The 18,396-nt window shown below is 38.6% G+C and carries 20 protein-coding genes and 1 other annotated feature; of the genes, 1 reads left to right on the plus strand and 19 read right to left on the minus strand.

The features are described 5' to 3' along the window. The first annotated feature begins 455 nt into the window (after positions 1 to 455). Positions 456 to 656, plus strand: coding sequence for a cold-shock protein CspD (gene cspD, locus ABU914_RS14130; protein WP_379670348.1), 201 nt, complete (start codon positions 456 to 458; stop codon positions 654 to 656). 140 nt (positions 657 to 796) lie between these two features. Here the strand turns inward: cspD and ABU914_RS14135 are convergent, their stop codons facing one another. The 19 genes from ABU914_RS14135 to ABU914_RS14225 all read right to left on the minus strand — a co-directional run bounded on the left by ABU914_RS14135 (position 797) and on the right by ABU914_RS14225 (position 18,228). Further along, entirely contained in the window at positions 797 to 1,273 is a 477-nt protein-coding gene (locus tag ABU914_RS14135; protein WP_379670349.1) for an S-ribosylhomocysteine lyase, read from the minus strand. A gap of 3 nt (positions 1,274 to 1,276) precedes the next feature. Next, on the minus strand, positions 1,277 to 1,966 hold the full coding sequence (gene mtnN, locus ABU914_RS14140) for a 5'-methylthioadenosine/S-adenosylhomocysteine nucleosidase (RefSeq protein ID WP_379670350.1): 690 nt from the start codon (positions 1,964 to 1,966) through the stop codon (positions 1,277 to 1,279). A gap of 115 nt (positions 1,967 to 2,081) precedes the next feature. Continuing rightward, on the minus strand, positions 2,082 to 2,840 hold the full coding sequence (locus ABU914_RS14145; RefSeq protein ID WP_379670351.1) for a YrrS family protein: 759 nt from the start codon (positions 2,838 to 2,840) through the stop codon (positions 2,082 to 2,084). Positions 2,841 to 2,860: 20 nt separating this feature from the next. Further along, positions 2,861 to 3,337 (minus strand): transcription elongation factor GreA, encoded by a 477-nt coding sequence (gene greA, locus ABU914_RS14150; RefSeq protein ID WP_379670352.1) that lies wholly within the window; start codon positions 3,335 to 3,337, stop codon positions 2,861 to 2,863. Positions 3,338 to 3,569: 232 nt separating this feature from the next. Continuing rightward, a complete protein-coding gene (locus ABU914_RS14155; protein WP_379670353.1) occupies positions 3,570 to 4,208 on the minus strand; it encodes an O-methyltransferase in 639 nt (212 codons plus the stop codon). A 20-nt stretch (positions 4,209 to 4,228) separates the two neighbouring features. Further along, on the minus strand, positions 4,229 to 5,374 hold the full coding sequence (gene mltG / locus ABU914_RS14160; RefSeq protein ID WP_379670354.1) for an endolytic transglycosylase MltG: 1,146 nt from the start codon (positions 5,372 to 5,374) through the stop codon (positions 4,229 to 4,231). 173 nt (positions 5,375 to 5,547) lie between these two features. Continuing rightward, the gene (locus tag ABU914_RS14165) at positions 5,548 to 5,859 is read right to left on the minus strand and encodes a DUF1292 domain-containing protein (RefSeq protein ID WP_379670355.1); all 312 of its coding nucleotides are present in this window, start codon (positions 5,857 to 5,859) and stop codon (positions 5,548 to 5,550) included. Positions 5,860 to 6,120: 261 nt separating this feature from the next. After that, on the minus strand, positions 6,121 to 6,573 hold the full coding sequence (gene ruvX / locus ABU914_RS14170) for a Holliday junction resolvase RuvX (RefSeq protein ID WP_379670356.1): 453 nt from the start codon (positions 6,571 to 6,573) through the stop codon (positions 6,121 to 6,123). A 1-nt stretch (position 6,574) separates the two neighbouring features. Beyond that, a complete protein-coding gene (locus tag ABU914_RS14175; RefSeq protein ID WP_379670357.1) occupies positions 6,575 to 6,859 on the minus strand; it encodes an IreB family regulatory phosphoprotein in 285 nt (94 codons plus the stop codon). Positions 6,860 to 7,003: 144 nt separating this feature from the next. Further along, complete coding sequence (alaS, locus tag ABU914_RS14180; RefSeq protein WP_379670358.1) at positions 7,004 to 9,640, minus strand: alanine--tRNA ligase; 2,637 nt, start codon at positions 9,638 to 9,640, stop codon at positions 7,004 to 7,006. A gap of 109 nt (positions 9,641 to 9,749) precedes the next feature. Then, positions 9,750 to 9,954, minus strand: a binding site (T-box leader). Positions 9,955 to 10,000: 46 nt separating this feature from the next. After that, positions 10,001 to 11,065: an AI-2E family transporter gene (locus tag ABU914_RS14185; RefSeq protein WP_379670359.1), complete on the minus strand. Its 1,065-nt coding sequence runs from the start codon at positions 11,063 to 11,065 to the stop codon at positions 10,001 to 10,003. An 86-nt stretch (positions 11,066 to 11,151) separates the two neighbouring features. Then, positions 11,152 to 11,343: a hypothetical protein gene (locus tag ABU914_RS14190; RefSeq protein WP_379670360.1), complete on the minus strand. Its 192-nt coding sequence runs from the start codon at positions 11,341 to 11,343 to the stop codon at positions 11,152 to 11,154. Continuing rightward, a complete protein-coding gene (locus tag ABU914_RS14195) occupies positions 11,315 to 11,821 on the minus strand; it encodes a PRC-barrel domain-containing protein (RefSeq protein WP_379670361.1) in 507 nt (168 codons plus the stop codon). The genes ABU914_RS14190 and ABU914_RS14195 overlap by 29 nt, the downstream gene beginning before the upstream one ends. 58 nt (positions 11,822 to 11,879) lie before the next feature. After that, positions 11,880 to 14,141 carry an SF1B family DNA helicase RecD2 gene (gene recD2, locus ABU914_RS14200; RefSeq protein ID WP_379670362.1) on the minus strand — a complete coding sequence of 754 codons (2,262 nt, stop codon included), beginning with the start codon at positions 14,139 to 14,141 and terminating at the stop codon, positions 11,880 to 11,882. A 1-nt stretch (position 14,142) separates the two neighbouring features. Further along, positions 14,143 to 14,817 carry a tetratricopeptide repeat protein gene (locus ABU914_RS14205; RefSeq protein ID WP_379670363.1) on the minus strand — a complete coding sequence of 225 codons (675 nt, stop codon included), beginning with the start codon at positions 14,815 to 14,817 and terminating at the stop codon, positions 14,143 to 14,145. A gap of 26 nt (positions 14,818 to 14,843) precedes the next feature. Then, entirely contained in the window at positions 14,844 to 15,941 is a 1,098-nt protein-coding gene (gene mnmA, locus ABU914_RS14210) for a tRNA 2-thiouridine(34) synthase MnmA (protein ID WP_379670364.1), read from the minus strand. Between the two features lie 5 nt (positions 15,942 to 15,946). After that, the gene (locus ABU914_RS14215) at positions 15,947 to 17,089 is read right to left on the minus strand and encodes a cysteine desulfurase family protein (protein ID WP_379670365.1); all 1,143 of its coding nucleotides are present in this window, start codon (positions 17,087 to 17,089) and stop codon (positions 15,947 to 15,949) included. A gap of 94 nt (positions 17,090 to 17,183) precedes the next feature. Continuing rightward, positions 17,184 to 17,603, minus strand: a complete 420-nt coding sequence (cymR, locus tag ABU914_RS14220; protein WP_379670366.1) for a cysteine metabolism transcriptional regulator CymR — start codon at positions 17,601 to 17,603, stop codon at positions 17,184 to 17,186. After that, on the minus strand, positions 17,536 to 18,228 hold the full coding sequence (locus ABU914_RS14225) for a YczE/YyaS/YitT family protein (RefSeq protein ID WP_379670367.1): 693 nt from the start codon (positions 18,226 to 18,228) through the stop codon (positions 17,536 to 17,538). Before ABU914_RS14225 ends, cymR begins: the two co-directional genes overlap by 68 nt. Positions 18,229 to 18,396 lie beyond the last annotated feature (168 nt).

Here is an 18,396-nt window from a genome sequence, read left to right on the forward strand (position 1 = left end):
CCGATTCAAATTCGGTTTACCTAGTGGTTTTATTGTACCAAAGGATGTGATAGAAAAAAAGGGAAACTTGAGTTATCCACAATTTAAAAAGTCAAAAACAGAAATTCGGTTCATTTCGACTCAAAAAAGAGGGAGATCAACTGGTAAAAATTAACAACTGTGGATAAGGGGTTTTCCTATGATCAAAGAGGAAGAGATATAAATTTACTCTTCATGGCTGTGTTTGGTTGGAGAAGTTTGACTTTCTATATTCATTGTAGTATAGTTACATTAAATCATTAGCTCTCTTTTTGAAAAATTTAAGGATTTATCTTCAGCGCAGCTTCAAAAATAAGGGGTAGCGATGTATATAATCCTTATTGTGGGCTGAGTTTTTTTATCTCTGCTTTTAAAAAGTGGCAATGATTTGGTAAAACGCACTACGATGTGCAATTTTTCTAGGAGGCAATTGTATAATGCAAAACGGTAAAGTAAAATGGTTTAATGCAGAAAAAGGTTTTGGATTTATCGAAGTTGATGGTGGAGACGATGTTTTCGTACACTATTCAGCAATCCAAACAGAAGGTTTCAAAACTCTTGAAGAAGGTCAAGAAGTTGAATTTGAAATCGTAGAAGGTAACCGTGGCCCACAAGCTGCTAACGTTGTAAAAAAATAATGACTGCGAAATAAAGAGGGAGTTCGGAATAACCGGACTCCCTTTTGATATTTTTATCTGATATACCTTGCTTATCCACGTATCAATCGCATCCATAATTCCCTATGTTTAATGAACATTAAAAATCTAATAGATTCAATTTACTTCTGCTCATCTTGAAAGATAATATGCCACTCTTCTTTACCCGAAAGCATATCTTTCGCAATTTGTTTGGCCCCTTCTAAATTGTGGCTTTCAGCCCAACCGCATTGAACTTCATTACAAGCAGGAACTTCGTCTGCTTCAAGTACGTCTTGTAACGTCTTTTCAATTGCAGTAGATACGTCTTCAAATGAATCATTGTTTAACACAGCTAAATAAAAACCTGTTTGGCAACCCATTGGGCTAATATCAATGACATTATCAAGGTGATTCCGAATATTTTCCGCCATTAAATGCTCGATAGAATGAAGAGCAGGCATCTGCATATGCTCTTTATTCGGCTGTTTAAACCGTAAGTCATACTTATAAATAACATCACCACTATCACCTTTAATAATACTTGCTAAGCGTATATAAGGAGCAGCGACTTTTGTATGATCTAAATTAAAGCTTTCAACGTTCATTTTTTTTACCACGATTTACAACTCCTCAATCATTAATAATATCTGTTGTGCTGAATTTTCCGCTGCAACGTGCAAATATTCATCAAACGAAACTTCTGCATCTTTTCCAGCAATATCAGAAAGCGAACGAATGACGACAAACGGAGTTTGAAAGCGAAAGCAAACTTGTGCGATAGCGCCTGCTTCCATTTCGACTGCATATAAATCCGTAAATTTTTTACGTAATTCAGCGAGCCGTTCTCCATCATTCATAAATGAATCGCCTGATGCAATTACACCTTTAACGACTTGGCTTCCCATATGTTTTGCACTTTTTTCCGCTATCGATACGAGTATTTCATCTGGCTCATAATATGTCGGCATTTGTGGCACTTGACCATAATCATATCCAAATGCCGTTACATCAACATCATGATATGTAACTGCACTTGAAATCACAACATCTCCAACATTTAATTCTGGATGGAATCCACCAGCACTGCCCGTATTTATGACGTACTTTGGAGAATAAAGTTGATTTAATAATGTCGTTCCAATCGCTGCATTCACTTTACCAATTCCTGATTTTAAAAGAACGACATTGCGTCCTTCTATTGCTCCTGTTGTAAATTGAAATGATGCAATTTCCTCAGTTTTCGCATTCAACATAGATTCTTCTAATAATTTAATTTCCTCATCCATTGCTCCGATTAATCCAATTGTCACAACAACTCATCCTTTTACAGGTTGTTCAAAAAATCCGAAGGTTTACAAAACGTTAGGTCATACGACCTTTTCACGTGTAAACACTCTACTCGTTTTACCGCTTAACTGTATTAAATTATTGTTCAGTTTGCACTTCAATTGGCTTCCAGCCTTCTCCATCAATCCATTCTATCGTAACATGATAAATTGTATTTGGCTCATTATCGCTTTTTACTTGACCTTTCGCACGCTGAGGATCCCCACCATTACCAAGCCATATGACAGTCAAATCATCATGATCAATTCCCGCTCCGTATGCGAGAGCCATCTCCATTTCTTGCCAGTCCAATGAATCTCTCGTATATTGAGTCACGTGTTCGCCCGTCTGTTTCGTTCCAATCGGTTCCCACGGTCCGTCCGGACCGCCACCAACAAAGCGATACCCGTCCTCTTCCCTCATATGCTCTTCATCAGGTGACGCTATGTCTTCGTCCCGTTCTCCTGTCTCACTTTTATTCATACTTTCTTCTTCGCCTGTTTGTTTTGTTAAGGGTTGCTCATTTTCTTCCGGACTTTGACTTGCTTCCATTTGTGAAGATGGGCTTGAAAGTAATTGAGCACCAACAATAACGATAAAAATAAAGACAATTGCAATGAGGCCATTTAAAATTAAATTTTGTCGACGTTTTTTTTGTCTTTCTTCATATCTCGTCTGCATTGCAAGCCACCCTTTCTGCTTCCACCATTTGTCATTCATTTTAGCATCAATCTGTATTTCCAAACAGTGTAAAAAGTGGGGAATTGGCAAACATTGACGATCGTCCCCATTATTAATTTGCTTAAAAAGTTCTTTAAAGGCGTAAAAAGGCTCATCCTCATGATGAGAATAAGCCAAGAATAACAACGCTTGTTTGATTATGAAACTTCAATTATTTTTACGTTTAGTTCACCGCCAGGGGTTTGTACGACGACTTCGTCACCGATCGTTTTTCCAATGAGACTTTTAGCCATCGGGGAATCGTTCGAAATTTTTCCTTCCAGCGGATCAGATTCTGCACTTCCGACAATCATATACGTTTCTTCATCGCCATCAGGTAATTCAATAAATTTTACTTTTTTACCGATTGAGACGACTGTTGGATCTTCATTTGAATCTTCAATAATAACAGCGTTACGAATCATTTTTTCAAGTTGAGCAATTCTAGATTCAACAAACGCTTGTTCATCTTTCGCTGCGTCATATTCCGAGTTCTCGGAAAGGTCTCCGAAACCTCTTGCCACTTTTATTCTTTCAACAACTTCTTTTCTTTTTTCAGTTTTTAAAAACTCCAATTCTTTCTCTAATTTTTCTTTCCCCTCTTGTGTCATATAATATTCTTTTTCTTCGGCCATGGTGGACACTCCCTTACCTTTCTATCTTGTACTATAAAAATTTTTTCAGTTCATTATACAGGTGCAACTAAGCCTCTGTCTACGTCAAAAAGATTGCTAGGGTGCAAGCTTTCTTATTTAGATTCATCCTATGCAACATCATAACAATCTAATACTTTGTCGTTCAATCTTCTGCATAAGATTTGGCATTTTTGCAACCTATTCTATCATTCCTTATAAAATGTGTATAGTCTTAATCTGTTTTTATACTTACAGCAAGACCATCACCAATAGGATAAAATGTCGTTTCAAACCCCTCTTCTCTCACTAAATATTCATTGTATTCTCGCAACCGATTAATGACTGTGCGATATCGTTTTGTTGGTTGGACAATTCCAGGCACCATTCCACGGAAAAAAACGTTATCGGAAACCACCATTCCGTGTTTAGCAACCATTGGTGAAAATGCTTTAAAATATTTTTCATATTGACCTTTTGCGGCATCGATAAAAACCATATCATATGGGGCATTGTGTTCGATTTCAGCGAGATCGTCCAATGCATCGCCATAGATGAGAGTAATTCGATCTGAAAATCCGCTTTCATGTAGAAAAGCTTTTGCAATCGCAAGGCGCTTTTCATCAAGATCACAAGAAACAATTTTACATTCCTTACAAGCTTTCGCCATGCGAATCGCTGAATAGCCGATCGCGGTACCAATTTCTAAAACGGTTTGCGGTTTTTTTAGTTTCATTAAACTAAGCAACACTGCCATACTGACATCTTCCATGATTGGTATATTGTTCTGAACGGCATAGTCCTTCATTTTTAATAAAATTGGATCACGTATCGGCTGTAACGTTGAAAGATAATCATTGAGCGGACTAGACATGTAAAACTCCTTTGAAGTGATTAATCTTCTTTTACCTTTTTTTGTTTATCAATTAATGTGTGCCATTCATGTCGATACGATGTAACGACTTTTTCATGTTCTTGCAAAGTTTTCGTATAGATCACTTGACCATTCGGACGAGCAAAAAAATAAAATTCATCAACGGTTTCGGGATGAAGTGCTGCATCAATTGATTCTTCACGTGGACTAGCAATCGGTCCAATCGGTATACCTTTCATTCGATACGTGTTATATGGTGATGACACGTCAGTATCTTTATACGTCACTTGAATATCAGATTTGTTTAAAGCGTATTTAACGGTAGGATCTGAATCAAGTCGCATGTCGTTCTCTAAGCGATTATGGAAAACACCTGATACTTTATACCGATCTTCTGATTTTTGTGTTTCTGTTTCAATTAATGAGGCGAGCGTCATTATTTCATGAACAGTGTAACCACTCTTTTCAATATCATCCGCATATTTGTCCAAAACGGTTTGCATTTTTTCAACCATCGCAGTAATGATCGATTCAAGCGGCGGGTTTTCTTCCTCAAATGCATATGTTGCTGGAAACAAATACCCTTCAAGCGAATATTTAATACCCTCTTTCGTAATCTCTTTAAGGTCTAGCATTGAATACGTTGATGCGAGCAATTCAATAAACTCTTTGTCTTGCAACTTGTTTACAACTTCTTCGCGTGTATAATTTGTCTCTTTCGCAATTATTTCAGCAATCGCATTAAGTTGATATCCTTCCGGAATTGTGAATTGCATCGCTGCGTCTTTTAGGACTTTTCCCTCTTTTAATTCCGAAATAATTTCTGGTAGATCCATTGCTGTTGTCAACTCATAGTTCCCTGCTTGAAAACCTGTTTCGTTTTTATATTTCACGTAATAACGAAAAACAAGTGCACTTTTAATGGCACCGTTTTTTTCAAGAAGTTCTGCAATTTCACTTACTGATGAACCAATTGGAATTAAGACGTCAATCTTTTTATTTTCTTTTTCATCCACTGGCTTTAACGCGCTATTGACGTAAAGCACAGAACCTCCAATAAATCCTATAAATAGTAGGATAAAAATAAGCATTATAATAGCTATAATTTTTCGAACTGTTTTGTTTTCATTCGCTATTTCCAGTCGTTTATCCCGCGGTTGAGACAAAGGCCTCCCCCCTTCCCACATTCATTATACCGATCCACATAACAAAAATCGACAGTTTGCTTAAACAATCGTCTGACTTCGATTTCACTTCCGTAAAGGTCAATTTCAGAAGCTAATGACTAACCGAGTCTAAGCAAAACTGTCCAATTGTTGATCGTTTGGGAGGCTATACATTATTCTTCCATTTCTTGTACTGTATTAAGCATTTCTTCTATCATGTCCCATTCTTCTTCGGTTTCAATTTGAAAAAGTTCTAAATCGTCTTCACCATCTCCATGTTCAACGAATCGAAAAGCAAATGCTTCTTCTTCGTCACTGTCATCTTCTTCGTTTTCACCAACAGCAGTGACGACGATGTAAGAATGCTCATAGTCGTCTGGTTCAAATATATAACGCACTTCAAATAAATGCTCATCCCCATCAAATGGAATGACGATATGATCGTTAACATCTAATGCCATTGTTTTCATCCTTTCAAATGCCATCGTTTTACATCTTTCATTTTCCCACGTTATTATTATAATATCCGTTTTCAGTTTTAAGTTATCAACTATCTCAGAAATTACAGGATCCGTAATTTGTAATTAGCCACCTGTTAGTTTTTGAAATAAAGCGAGCGACGTAACTTGCTCAGTTTCGCTAACCTTTTACAGCAACTAACGTCACATCGTATAGCAACGTCTGCATGACCCACCTCCTGTGGGCCTAAGTCTCGCTTTTCCACGTGTTAATCGCCGTTATTCGTTTTACTCAAACGGACGATAAAAACCTGATAAGTCTCGCTTTATAGGACGGCTGTCAAGATAAGATTGTAAAATGATAACAGCAGCAAGCTTATCAATAACTTTTTTTCTCTTTTTTCGACTTACATCGGCATCAAGAAGCATCTTTTCTGCAGCGACAGTCGTTAATCGCTCATCCCATAAATGAACTGGCAATTGAAAGCGAGACTTTAACAATTCAGCAAATTGTTCAGATGCTTGTCCTCGCTCTCCAACTGTGCCGTTCATATTTTTCGGATAACCGAGGACAATTTCCGACACATTATGTTCTTTAATTAAATAATCAAGACGCTCTAAATCTTTTTCTATATCTTTGTTACGCGTTACCGTTTCAATCCCTTGCGCTGTCCAACCTAATTCATCACTGATGGCGACACCAATTGTTTTTGTTCCTAAGTCTAATCCCATTTTGCGCATATTAGTCCCCGACATGAGAGTCGTTAGAGGAATGGTGCTGCAAGTAAAATTTCACTAATTCCTCAATAAGTTCGTCGCGCTCCAATTTTCGAATTAAACTACGCGCATCTTTATGCCGTGGAATGTACGCGGGATCACCAGATAGTAAATAGCCGACAATTTGATTAATTGGATTGTAACCTTTTTCTTGCAATGCTTCATAGACATGTAACAATACTTCGTTGACGTTTCTCTCAAATGACTCGTCTGGAAAATTAAATTGCATTGTTTTGTCCAATGAACTCATGTGAAATACCTCCCCTAACCGCACTATAAAAATGCGGTTCACCTTACTGCCACGCTTGTAATTTTCAATATGCTTCTTCCGACGTATACCCGAATGATTGAAGTCTCGTTTAATGTTATGACCATTGTACAACACGTGCAACAATTAAGATATCGATTTTATCCATTGTTCTACTTTTTTTAGTGCATCGTCAAGTTTTTCAGGAGTTTTTCCGCCCGCCTGAGCCATTTGCGGACGTCCGCCTCCGCTTCCATCTACTGCGCTCGCTACTTCTTTGATTAGTTTTCCAGCATGGTAGCCTTTTTCAACTAGGTCCTCACTAACACCAGCAACTAATTGTACTTTTCCATCATTGACAGAAGCGAGCAGAATTATGCCAGATTGCAACGTTTGTTTAATTTCATCGAGCATCGTTCGCAATGCATTCATATCTTTTACATCGACTTTTTTAGCAACTACAGGAATACCATTCACGATTTGTTTATCATCTGACACATGTTTTGCTTCGATATTACTTAACTTCTGCGAGAGTGATTCGTTTTCCTTCTGTAATTCACGATAGTCTTTTTGCAACGCTTCGATTTTTTTCGGTACCTCTTCGTTACGTGTGTTTAACAATAAAGCTGATTTTTCTAGTAATTGTAATTTTTCATTTAGTATTTCGTACGCTTTTTTTCCTGTTACTGCTTCGATTCGGCGTGTACCAGCACCTATTCCAGATTCGGAAACAATTTTGAATAACCCTATTTCTGCTGTATTTTGAACGTGACATCCACCACAAAGCTCAATACTATAATCAGAAACTTCTACGACCCGAACGATGTTACCATATTTTTCGCCAAATAAAGCCATCGCTCCCATCGCTTTCGCCTCTTCGATCGGTTTATGTGAAATATGAACTGGAATATGTTCCCATATCTTTTCATTTACTTTCGTTTCAATTGCTCGTAACGTTTCTTCGTTAATTTGACCAAAATGCGAAAAGTCAAAGCGTAATCGATTTGGTTCAACTAGTGAGCCGGCTTGGTTAACATGCTCACCGAGCTCATCTTTCAATGCTTGATGAAGCAAATGTGTCGCCGTATGATTTTTTACGATCTGAGCTCGATTATTCTGATCGACTTCAGCAAGAATCGTATCACCAACAGAAATCGTTCCTTCGTCAATGACGACCGTATGTAAATGTTGACCATTTGGAGCCATTTGAACATCTTTGACTGATGCAGAAACGCGATCGTTCGTAACGATTCCAGCGTCAGCAATTTGCCCGCCACTTTCGGCATAAAACGGAGTTTCACTGAAAACGACTTGGACTTCTTGTCCTGATTTTGCTTCTGTCACAAACTCGGAATTTGCGAGAATCGCTTCAACTTTCGCATCAATGGATAATGTGTCATACCCAACAAAATGACTTTCAACCGTCAATTCACTGAGTACGTTATTTTGAACTTGCATCGAATCGATATCTTTTCGAGCAGTTCGAGCACGCTCACGTTGGTTTTCCATTTCTTTTTCGAATCCGACTTCATCGATCATCAGTCCAGCGTCTTCGGCAAATTCTTTTGTTAACTCAAATGGAAATCCATATGTGTCATAAAGACGAAAAACGTCTTCTCCGGAAATCATCGTTTTGTTATTCGCTTTTACTTTCTTAATCATTTGAGTAAGGATGTGCAACCCTTCATTTAATGTTTCATGGAATCGTTCTTCTTCAGTTCGAATGACCTTTTGGATAAACTCTTCCTTCTTCTTCACTTCTGGATAATAATCTTCCATAATCTCGCCAACAACAGGTACGAGCTTATACATAAACGGTTGGTTAATATTTAGTACTTTTGCATAACGAACTGCTCTTCGCAACAGTCTTCTTAGCACATATCCGCGACCTTCATTCGAAGGCAACGCCCCATCTCCGACTGCAAACGCTACTGTACGAATATGATCAGCAATCACTTTAAACGCTTCGTCTGCTTTCGGATTTTTACCATATTTCATTTGTGAAATATTTTCAGTCTCTTCAATAATTGGAATGAACAGATCTGTGTCGAAATTTGTTGGAACATCTTGAATAATCGACACGATGCGTTCTAATCCCATCCCAGTATCAATGTTCTTCTTCGGTAACGGTGTATAAGTACCGTCAGGATTATGGTTAAATTGAGAGAAAACAAGATTCCAAATTTCTAAGTAGCGCTCGTTCTCCCCACCAGGAAATAACTCTGGATCATTCGGATCGTCCCCAAACTCAGGACCGCGATCATAAAAAATTTCTGTGTTCGGACCACTTGGTCCTTCCCCGATATCCCAAAAATTATCTTCTAAACGAATGATCCGCTCTTCTGGAACACCAATTTCATCTTTCCAAATGTGAAAAGCTTCATCATCTTCAGGATGAATCGTAACGGACAACTTGTCTGGCGAGAATCCGATCCAGCGTTCACTCGTTAAAAATTCCCACGCCCATTCAATCGCTTCTCGTTTAAAATAATCACCGATAGAAAAATTGCCTAGCATTTCAAAAAACGTATGGTGACGTGCTGTTTTCCCTACGTTTTCGATATCGTTCGTACGAATTGATTTTTGCGCGTTTACGATTCTCGGATTATCTGGAATGACACGTCCGTCAAAATATTTTTTTAATGTTGCAACTCCACTATTTATCCAAAGCAATGTCGGATCATCAACTGGAACGAGCGATGCACTCGGTTCAACCGTATGATTTTTTTCTTTAAAGAAATCGAGAAACATTTGTCTTACTTCACTTGACGTTAACTTTTTCATCTCAATGCCTCCAGCTATTTTTCTTTATTACACTAAAATTTACAACGATATTGAGATTGTCCTAAATACAGTAAATTGTCTGCGATAAACAAAAAAACTCGCCCCAACCTCGAGGGACGAGAGTATTCTCACGCGGTACCACCCTTGTTATGGAAAAATGCCATCTCTTTAGCGCAATAACGTCGCGATCACGGCAGAACTTATTCTGCACTCAGGAATAGCGTTCAGATACACTTCTTTAAGATTTCTCTCAGCCAATGGAAACCTTTCTCTTTAAAAGGTTTGTACCTTACTCGTTCCTTCACCGTATTTTCCATATTATACTTTCACTCGTCATTATAAAAAGATAGACAAACAATGTCAATCTTTCGCTATATACTCATGAAAATACGTAATTCCAACTCGTCCAATTGCAAAAAGAGGAACAGCTAATAGCATGCCAACAACTCCTGCTATTTCGCCACCGACTAATAAGGCAAGAATGATGAGTATCGGATGCATTTTCAAGCTTTTTCCGACAATAAGCGGGGATAACACACTTCCTTCAACTAGTTGTAATACAATAACAGTTCCAAGGACTAACCAGACCATTTGAGGAGATATTGTCATCGCTACGAAAAGCGCAGGCGTTGCACCGATCACAGGTCCAAAGTACGGAATAATTTCAGTAACACCAACAATTGTTCCAAGCAACATCGGATAAGGTAAATCGAGCATCCAAAATGCACCCGATGCAAGCATACAAAAGATCGTGATCACGAGCAGTTGACCACGAATGTATTGACCTAGTGAGTGGTCTACTTCCCGAACTAACTGTTGACAATGTTTTCTCCATTTTTTCGGAGTCATATACCAACAAGCCGTTTTAATTTTCTCAGTATCTTTTAAAAAATAAAAAACGAGAAACGGAATGATAATTAGAACGAAAAAAGAGTTAACTAATGCTTTCACCATGTCTATCGCTTTTTCAATTAGTTGATTAACATACACCTCTAATTCGTTCAATAAAGCTTCGATGCGATCATGGAACATTTCAGGCAATGAATAAATTTCACGTGTGAGCTTCAGTCCTAATTCTTCATACGTATGAAACATGGCCGGGGCATTTTCTGCTAGCTCATGGAGTTGAATGACAAGCCGAGGGATACTATTGAAAGCAAGAATTCCTATTCCACCGAAAAATAATATGTAAATGAGCATGACAGCAAGCCAACGAGGCACGTCATGCTCCTCAAGCTTCTTAATCAATGGATGAATTAAGTACGTAATAAAAGCGGAGATGATAATGGGAACGCTAATGAAAGTAATCACATCAACAATAATAATCCAAATCGGCTTCAACTTTAAAAAAATATACCCACATAAAAACACGAGTAAAAGAAGTAGCAGACGAATCAGCCATATAACCGTTTTATCTTCCTTCATGTCGCAACCTCCATATAAGTAGTTTGCGACAAAACATGTTTTATTATTTTCTTAAAATCAAAAAAACCCGCTATGAAGCGGGACTTTTAAAGTTGAATCATTCGATCATTTTCATCGAATAAATCGTCGAGAGACGTTAAGCTACCGTCCTCTTCAACTTGATTCATTTCAAAACAATTTTCTGCAACCGTTAATTCAATGAAACAATTCCAGCAATAATAATGATTTGAGGCGATTTTCCCAAGGTTTTTACTCGAGCAATTTGGGCATTTCATCACTTGCTCCTCCTCTAATGAAATTAGTGATTAGCGTCTCTTTCCCAGTGTAGTTTACGTCATGCCAAGCAAGATACTTTCTCCCTTCTTGTAAATCAGTAAACCACCCTTCCGTCATTTCGATTATCTCTACAATGCCCAAATTTGTAGAAAAATATACATCTTTTATGATCCCTACTAATTCATCACCTTGTGTTACTATTCGCTTATTGATCATTTCGTCAATCGAGTAACAATCATCAAATTTCTCAAGCGGACGAAGTTTTGTTTTTGTAATGATGATGCCATCGCTTCGAATAGACAATAATTTAGAAATTGGAACGAAACCGTCCCGGAGGAACAAGCCTTTTTGATCGATTCGAAAACCAAATGTGCTACCATGTTTCGTAATCATAATATCTTCGACCAATCCAATGAATTCATGCATTTCATCATAAACGGGTAGATTGATTAAACTCGAAAAAGAGTGGATAACCTTCAACTCCCTTCAAAACACTTAACTACCTCTATTGGTTATATTGTTTACATTTGAAATCGAATCATGTACTAGCGTTTACCAATTGTTGAAGTTTTAGTGTAAGCAGGGAGTTCCTTTCGTCTTGCATTTTGTTTTCCACAGCGTAAGAAAAAGCTGATTTCTCACCGCACATAAGTAAAAATCGTTTACTGCGAGTCACAGCTGTGTATACTAAATTTCTTTTGAGCATCCGATAGTAACTGTTAACAATTGGCAAAATTACAATCGGATATTCACTTCCTTGAGATTTATGAATCGAGCAACAATAAGCTAATGTTAAAGAGTGGAGTGTGTTTCTCGTATAGACAACGTCTTTTCCATCGAATGTGACGACAATTTGATCTTCTTTTTCTTCTGTTTCTTTAGCGAAAAAAATTGCAGAAATTACCCCGATATCCCCGTTAAATACTTGATTCTCCGAATCATTTACGAGCTGCAACACTTTATCACCTGTACGAAAGATCGTGTCACGATACTCAAATTCTCGTTTTTGCTCATGTTTCGGGTTGAATAAATTTTGTAAGTGTATATTTATATTTTCAACACCAGCTTTTCCTTTATACATTGGGGCCAACACCTGAATGTCATGAACCGTATACCCTTTTTGAACGGCGAGCATACAGATCTGTTCTACGACGTCAACAACTTCATCCGTTTGACATGGAAAGAAGCGGCGATCTTCTGTTGCATCACTAAAATTATTTGGTAGTATCCCTCTCTTAATGGAGTGAGCGAGCTCTATAATCGAAGAACCTTCTGCTTGGCGATAAACGTTAGATAACTTCACCGTCGGCATTAGGTTCGCATCGAGCAAATCTTTCAACACTTGACCAGGCTGCACAGACGGAAGTTGATCCTCATCACCAACTAAAACGACTTGCATGCCTTTTGGGAGAGATTTGAACAACTGGTTTGCAAGCCAAATATCGACCATCGACACTTCATCGACGATGAGCAATTTACCTTCAATCGGATTATCGTCATCATGTTCAAACCACTCGCCTTTCCATCCGAGTAAACGGTGAATCGTACATGCAGGTAAATCCGTCGCTTCACTCATACGTTTTGCCGCACGTCCTGTCGGGGCAGCAAGAATAAAAGGAAACGGTTCATCTTGTTTGTAAGCTCCGAGTTCAAGTGGCAAACCATTCAATTCGGAATACAATTCTACAATACCTTGAATAATTGTCGTTTTTCCTGTACCCGGTCCACCCGTTAACAACATTAACGGTGATGATAAAGCCGTTTTAATTGCTTCACGCTGAGAGTCTGCATACTCAATATTTAACTTTCGTTCGATCTTCGCTAACGCCGTTGAAAACTCATCATCGGAAAACGTGGCTACCATCTCTTTACTTTGTAGCAAACGTTTAATGCTAGTCGCCAAGCCTTTTTCAGCGTAATATAAAGACGGTAAGTACACTCTTTCTTTATCTAATACGAGCCGTTCTTCTTCATCAAGATGAATACATTCATGGGCAATCATACTTTCTTCAATTGTCGTTTCACCGTCAAGCAATTCCTTTACAGTTTTAACAAATGGTTCAAAATCTAAATAAACGTGACCATTTTGCATCGACTGCTCTGTTAACACGAACAAGGCACCCGCCCGAATTCTTTCCGGGTGGCTACCTTTAATTCCTCGTACAGCACCGAGTTCATCGGCCCGCTTAAAACCAATTCCTTCTACATCATAAACGAGTTGGTACGGATTTTCTTTAATCATCTCGATCGTTTCTTCTTTGTATACTTGATAAATACGCATTGACAGTTTAGGACCGAAACCACACTCAGATAGAAAAATCATAATTTTGTCTAGACCTTCGTGCTCTTTTAAAGACTCATACAATTTTTTTGCGACGTCTTCACGTAAATTTGGAACTTTCGAAAGGATCGTTTCATCGTTGACAATCTTCGAAATTGCTCGTTCACCTAACGTATCTACAATCGCTTTAGCCGTTTTCTTTCCAATCCCTTCAAACAAGTCACTCGATAAATATTGAATAACGCCTGACTTTGTTTGTGGAAGCTCACGCTTATGTCTCGTCACATTATATTGCTTGCCATATTTCGGATGCTGAACGAACTGTCCATAAAAAAAGTACGTTTCTTGCTCGTACATTTTTGCCATATATCCTGTAATAATGACGTCTTTTTCAGTATAATCCTCATTCGTTTCTTGAACGCGAATGCGCGCGACTGTATATAAATTTTCTTCGTTATGAAATATATATCGAATGAGTGAACCTTTAATATACGTTTCGTTATCTGTGACGTGTTCCATATTAATCGTTCTCCGTAGCTCTTGACAGCTTGTCTTTAATCAATTTTTTGCCATTCGCTGCGAGAAGGTGATTTGCCTGTAAAGAAAGTGCTTTTTCAAACATGTCCAACGCTTTTTTATCCTTATCTTTATACGTAAAAGCTACACCTAAGTTGTAATAAATATCCGGATTTTTTTCGTCGAGCTTTTGTGCCGCATCAAACTGTTCAATCGCTTCATCAACTTGTTCTAAAAACGCCAAACTTAAGCCGTATTGAAAACGTGCTTCTGCATCTCTAGGATCGAGTTCAACGACACGCTGAAAATACGGAAGAGCGTAGAGGACTTCACCTTTCTGGTAATGAACCATGCCGAGCATGAAGTATACATCTTTGTCCTCAATTCCGTGCTTTAAAGCGTGTTGAAACATTGTTTTCGCTTCATCATATTGACTTAGCTTATAATATGCATTCGCAGCACCGTAATAAGCTGTCGCGACGGTATCATCTAATTCAAGTGCTCGATTGTAAAAATTAAGCGCTTTTTCAACATCACCGATTATAGAGAGCAAATCAGCGAAATGAATATATGATATCGGTTCTTGCGGATTTTCATCAATCGCTTGTTGAAAATATTTTGCCGCTTCTTCATAATCCCCTTTTTGAAGCAATTGAATCCCCTTTGCGTTGTTATCCATACATTCTCCACCTCAAACATGGTTCATTACACGTAAGCTAGCTTTTTTCCATCTTTATATACTTCATCAATTGTGCCTCCGCCAAGACAGACATCGCCATCATAAAAAACAACGGATTGTCCAGGAGTGATCGCTCGTTCGCGCTCTTTAAATATTACGCGATATTCATTATTATTGATCCGTTCAACCGTAACATCACGATCGGGCTGACGGTAGCGAAATTTTGCTGTGCACGAAAAAACGTTCTCATCCGGCGGATTAATAAAGTTTACATTAACCGCTTTTAACGCATCCGAATAAAGGGCGTTGTGATGAAAACCTTGACAGACATATAATATGTTTTCCTCAACGTTTTTTCCGCATACAAACCACGGTTCACCAGCGCCGCCAATACCGAGACCGTGCCGTTGACCAATCGTATAGTACATGAGCCCGTCATGCGTACCCTTCACTTCACCGTCCAACGTTTGCATTTCACCAGGCTGAGCTGGTAAATACGTGCTTAAAAATTCTTTGAAATCTCGTTCGCCAATAAAACATATTCCTGTACTATCTTTCTTTGTCGCTGTTGCAAGTCCAGCTTCGGCAGCCATTTTTCGTACGTCTGATTTTTCGATCTCACCTAACGGAAACAATACTTGCTCAAGTTGTTCACTCGAAAGCTGATTCAAAAAATACGTTTGATCTTTATTTTCATCAACACCGCGCAATAGTTCAACGCGCCCACTTGTTTTAGATAAACGCGCGTAATGCCCTGTCGCTACATAATCCGCCCCGACATTGAATGCATGTTCTAAAAATGCTTTAAACTTAATTTCTTTGTTGCACATGACGTCAGGGTTAGGCGTCCGACCCGCTTCATATTCTTCTAAAAAATACGCAAATACTTTATCCCAATACAGCTTTTCAAAATTGACAGCAAAATATGGAATCCCAATTTGATTGCATACTTTTATTACGTCATTGTAATCTTCTGTCGCTGTACAAACACCATTTTCATCAGTATCATCCCAGTTTTTCATAAAAATTCCTATGACCTCATAACCCATTTCCTTTAGTCTCAAAGCTGCAACGGATGAATCAACACCGCCAGACATACCGACAACGACTCTTTCTTTTGCCAATATCATCACCTCCCTGTTATTCGCTTAACCGCATGAATCGTTTCGAACGCAGCTTTTTCAATGTCTTCCATTGTGGTTCCTAATCCAAAACTAAATCGAATCGCAGACTTCCCTCGCTCTTTATTAGAATACATAGCTCCAAGGACGTGCGAAGGCTCAAGAGAGCCAGCTGTGCAAGCAGACCCGCTAGAAACAGCGACGCCAGCTAAGTCGAGACTAACGAGCAAAGCTTCGGCTGTCGTATTTGGAAAACTAACATTTAAAATATGCGGGAGCACATTTTCCCTATCGCCATTCACACGAAATGAAATCTCATGTTCATCAAATAAATCTAGCATTTTTTTTCGAAAACGCACATATTCATCCCATCTTGTTTCCATCGTTTGCTGAATCATGTCAACCGCCGTTTGAAATCCAACAATACCAGCGACATTTTCAGTTCCAGCTCGTCCCTGTTGTTCTTGCTTCCCACCGTATAATAGCGGGGTTAGTTGAACCCCTTCTTTCACATACAGAAAACCGATTCCCTTCGGTCCATTGATTTTATGCGCTGATGTTGAAAGAAGATCGACTCCGAGCTCTTGGACATTCATTTGAATCATTCCATAAGCTTGTACCGCATCAGAGTGAAATAAAATCGAAGTGTCGTTTAATAATGCACCGATTTCCGCTATCGGTTGGATTGTTCCTACCTCATTATTTCCAAACATGATCGACACGAGAACCGTATCATCACGAAGTGCCGCTTTGACATCGTCTACTTGGATTACACCATTTTCTCCAACTGGAACGTATGAAATTTCAAAGCCCATCGATTCTAAAAACTTACAAGAATGCAAAACAGCATGATGTTCAATTGAGCTCGTGACGATATGCCGACCTGCTTCTTTATGGCGTAAAGCTGTACCGACAATCGCTAAATTGTCCGCTTCCGTGCCTCCACTCGTAAATATGATCTCGGACTCTTTTGCTCCAATACTTTCTGCAATTTTTCCTCTCGCTAGTTCTAGTTGCTGACGGGCTTCACGACCGAAACGATGAATGCTCGAAGGGTTTCCGAAACATTGTTTTTCCACTTCAGCCATCGTTTGCATAACCTTTGGATGTATCGGTGACGTTGCAGCATGATCTAAATATACCGCTGACATGTCATCCCCTTCTTTCTTACTAAACTTTTCAATGAGCCACCACAAGACAAATTATGCTCTAGCAGATGCTAATCAGCCAATATCTAAAAACATTCTAAATGTAAAACATATACGGTTCTTGTTCACCTTCATCTTCATAATTAGCTAAATCAGCAATTGTCGTATTGTCAAGTACATCTTTGACCGCATCGCGAATTTTAATCCATAGATCTCGTTTTGCTGGTTCTTCATCTTCCAAAACTTCAACAGGACTAATCGGACCTTCTAGTACCCGTATCACTTCACCTGCAGTAATTTCTTCTGGATCACGAGATAAAATATAGCCACCATACGCACCGCGTATACTTTTAACTAAGCCTGAATTCCGAAGCGGTGAAGCAAGTTGTTCTAAATAATGTTCAGATAAATGATTATCTTTTGCAATAGACTTGAGTGAAGTCGGCCCTTCACCGTAATTTTTCGCTAACGCCATCATAATCGTGAGGCCGTATCGCCCTTTTGTTGAAATTTTCATTTCTTGCACCTCTCACTATCATTTTCTTTATCATGTTTCTAAAAAACGGAAGTGTATATCCTACAACTGGTCCAATCGTTACTGTCACGATAACAGTACCGATAAATACTGGACCTCCTAATAACCAACCGATACATAAAACGATAACTTCCATCGCTAAGCGTACATGTTGAACCTTGAATTTTGTTAATTCCGTTAACGCAAGCATTAAACTATCCCGAGGACCTGCGCCGTGGTCAGAGGATATATATATACCCATACCCATCCCACAAACGATCACACCAACAATGAGCATAATTAATTTTCCGACAAAAAAAGCTGGAGTTACGATGATTGGTAAATAAAGAAATAGATCAATAAAAATTCCGACGAATAACATATTTAGAAAAGCGCCAAGTTTTGGCAAGCGTTTCACTAATAAGGACGATACCGTTAAAATGAAAAAGCCGACGATGATCGACCAGCTTCCAACGGTTAAACCGAATTTAAGCATTAAACCGATGTGCAGAACATCCCAAGGTGCAATGCCTAATTCCGCTTTAATTGTTAATGCAATACCGAATGCCATAATCGCGATACCGATAAAAAACGCCGCCCAGCGTATGACTTGTTCGTATCTATTCATACTAAAACGTCCTTTTAATTGTAAAAAATAACAAGCATAATCTTATTAATTATACCACGAAATAAAATCACTTGCATTCCTATGGGAATTCAGGTATGTGTCAAGTTATTCTCGGTTGTTCTTTTACACCAATATTTTCAGCACTCTATTTTTGTACGCTTTTTAGGC

The organism is Pueribacillus sp. YX66, assembly GCF_041725775.1.
GTDB lineage: Bacteria > Bacillota > Bacilli > Bacillales > UBA6769 > Pueribacillus.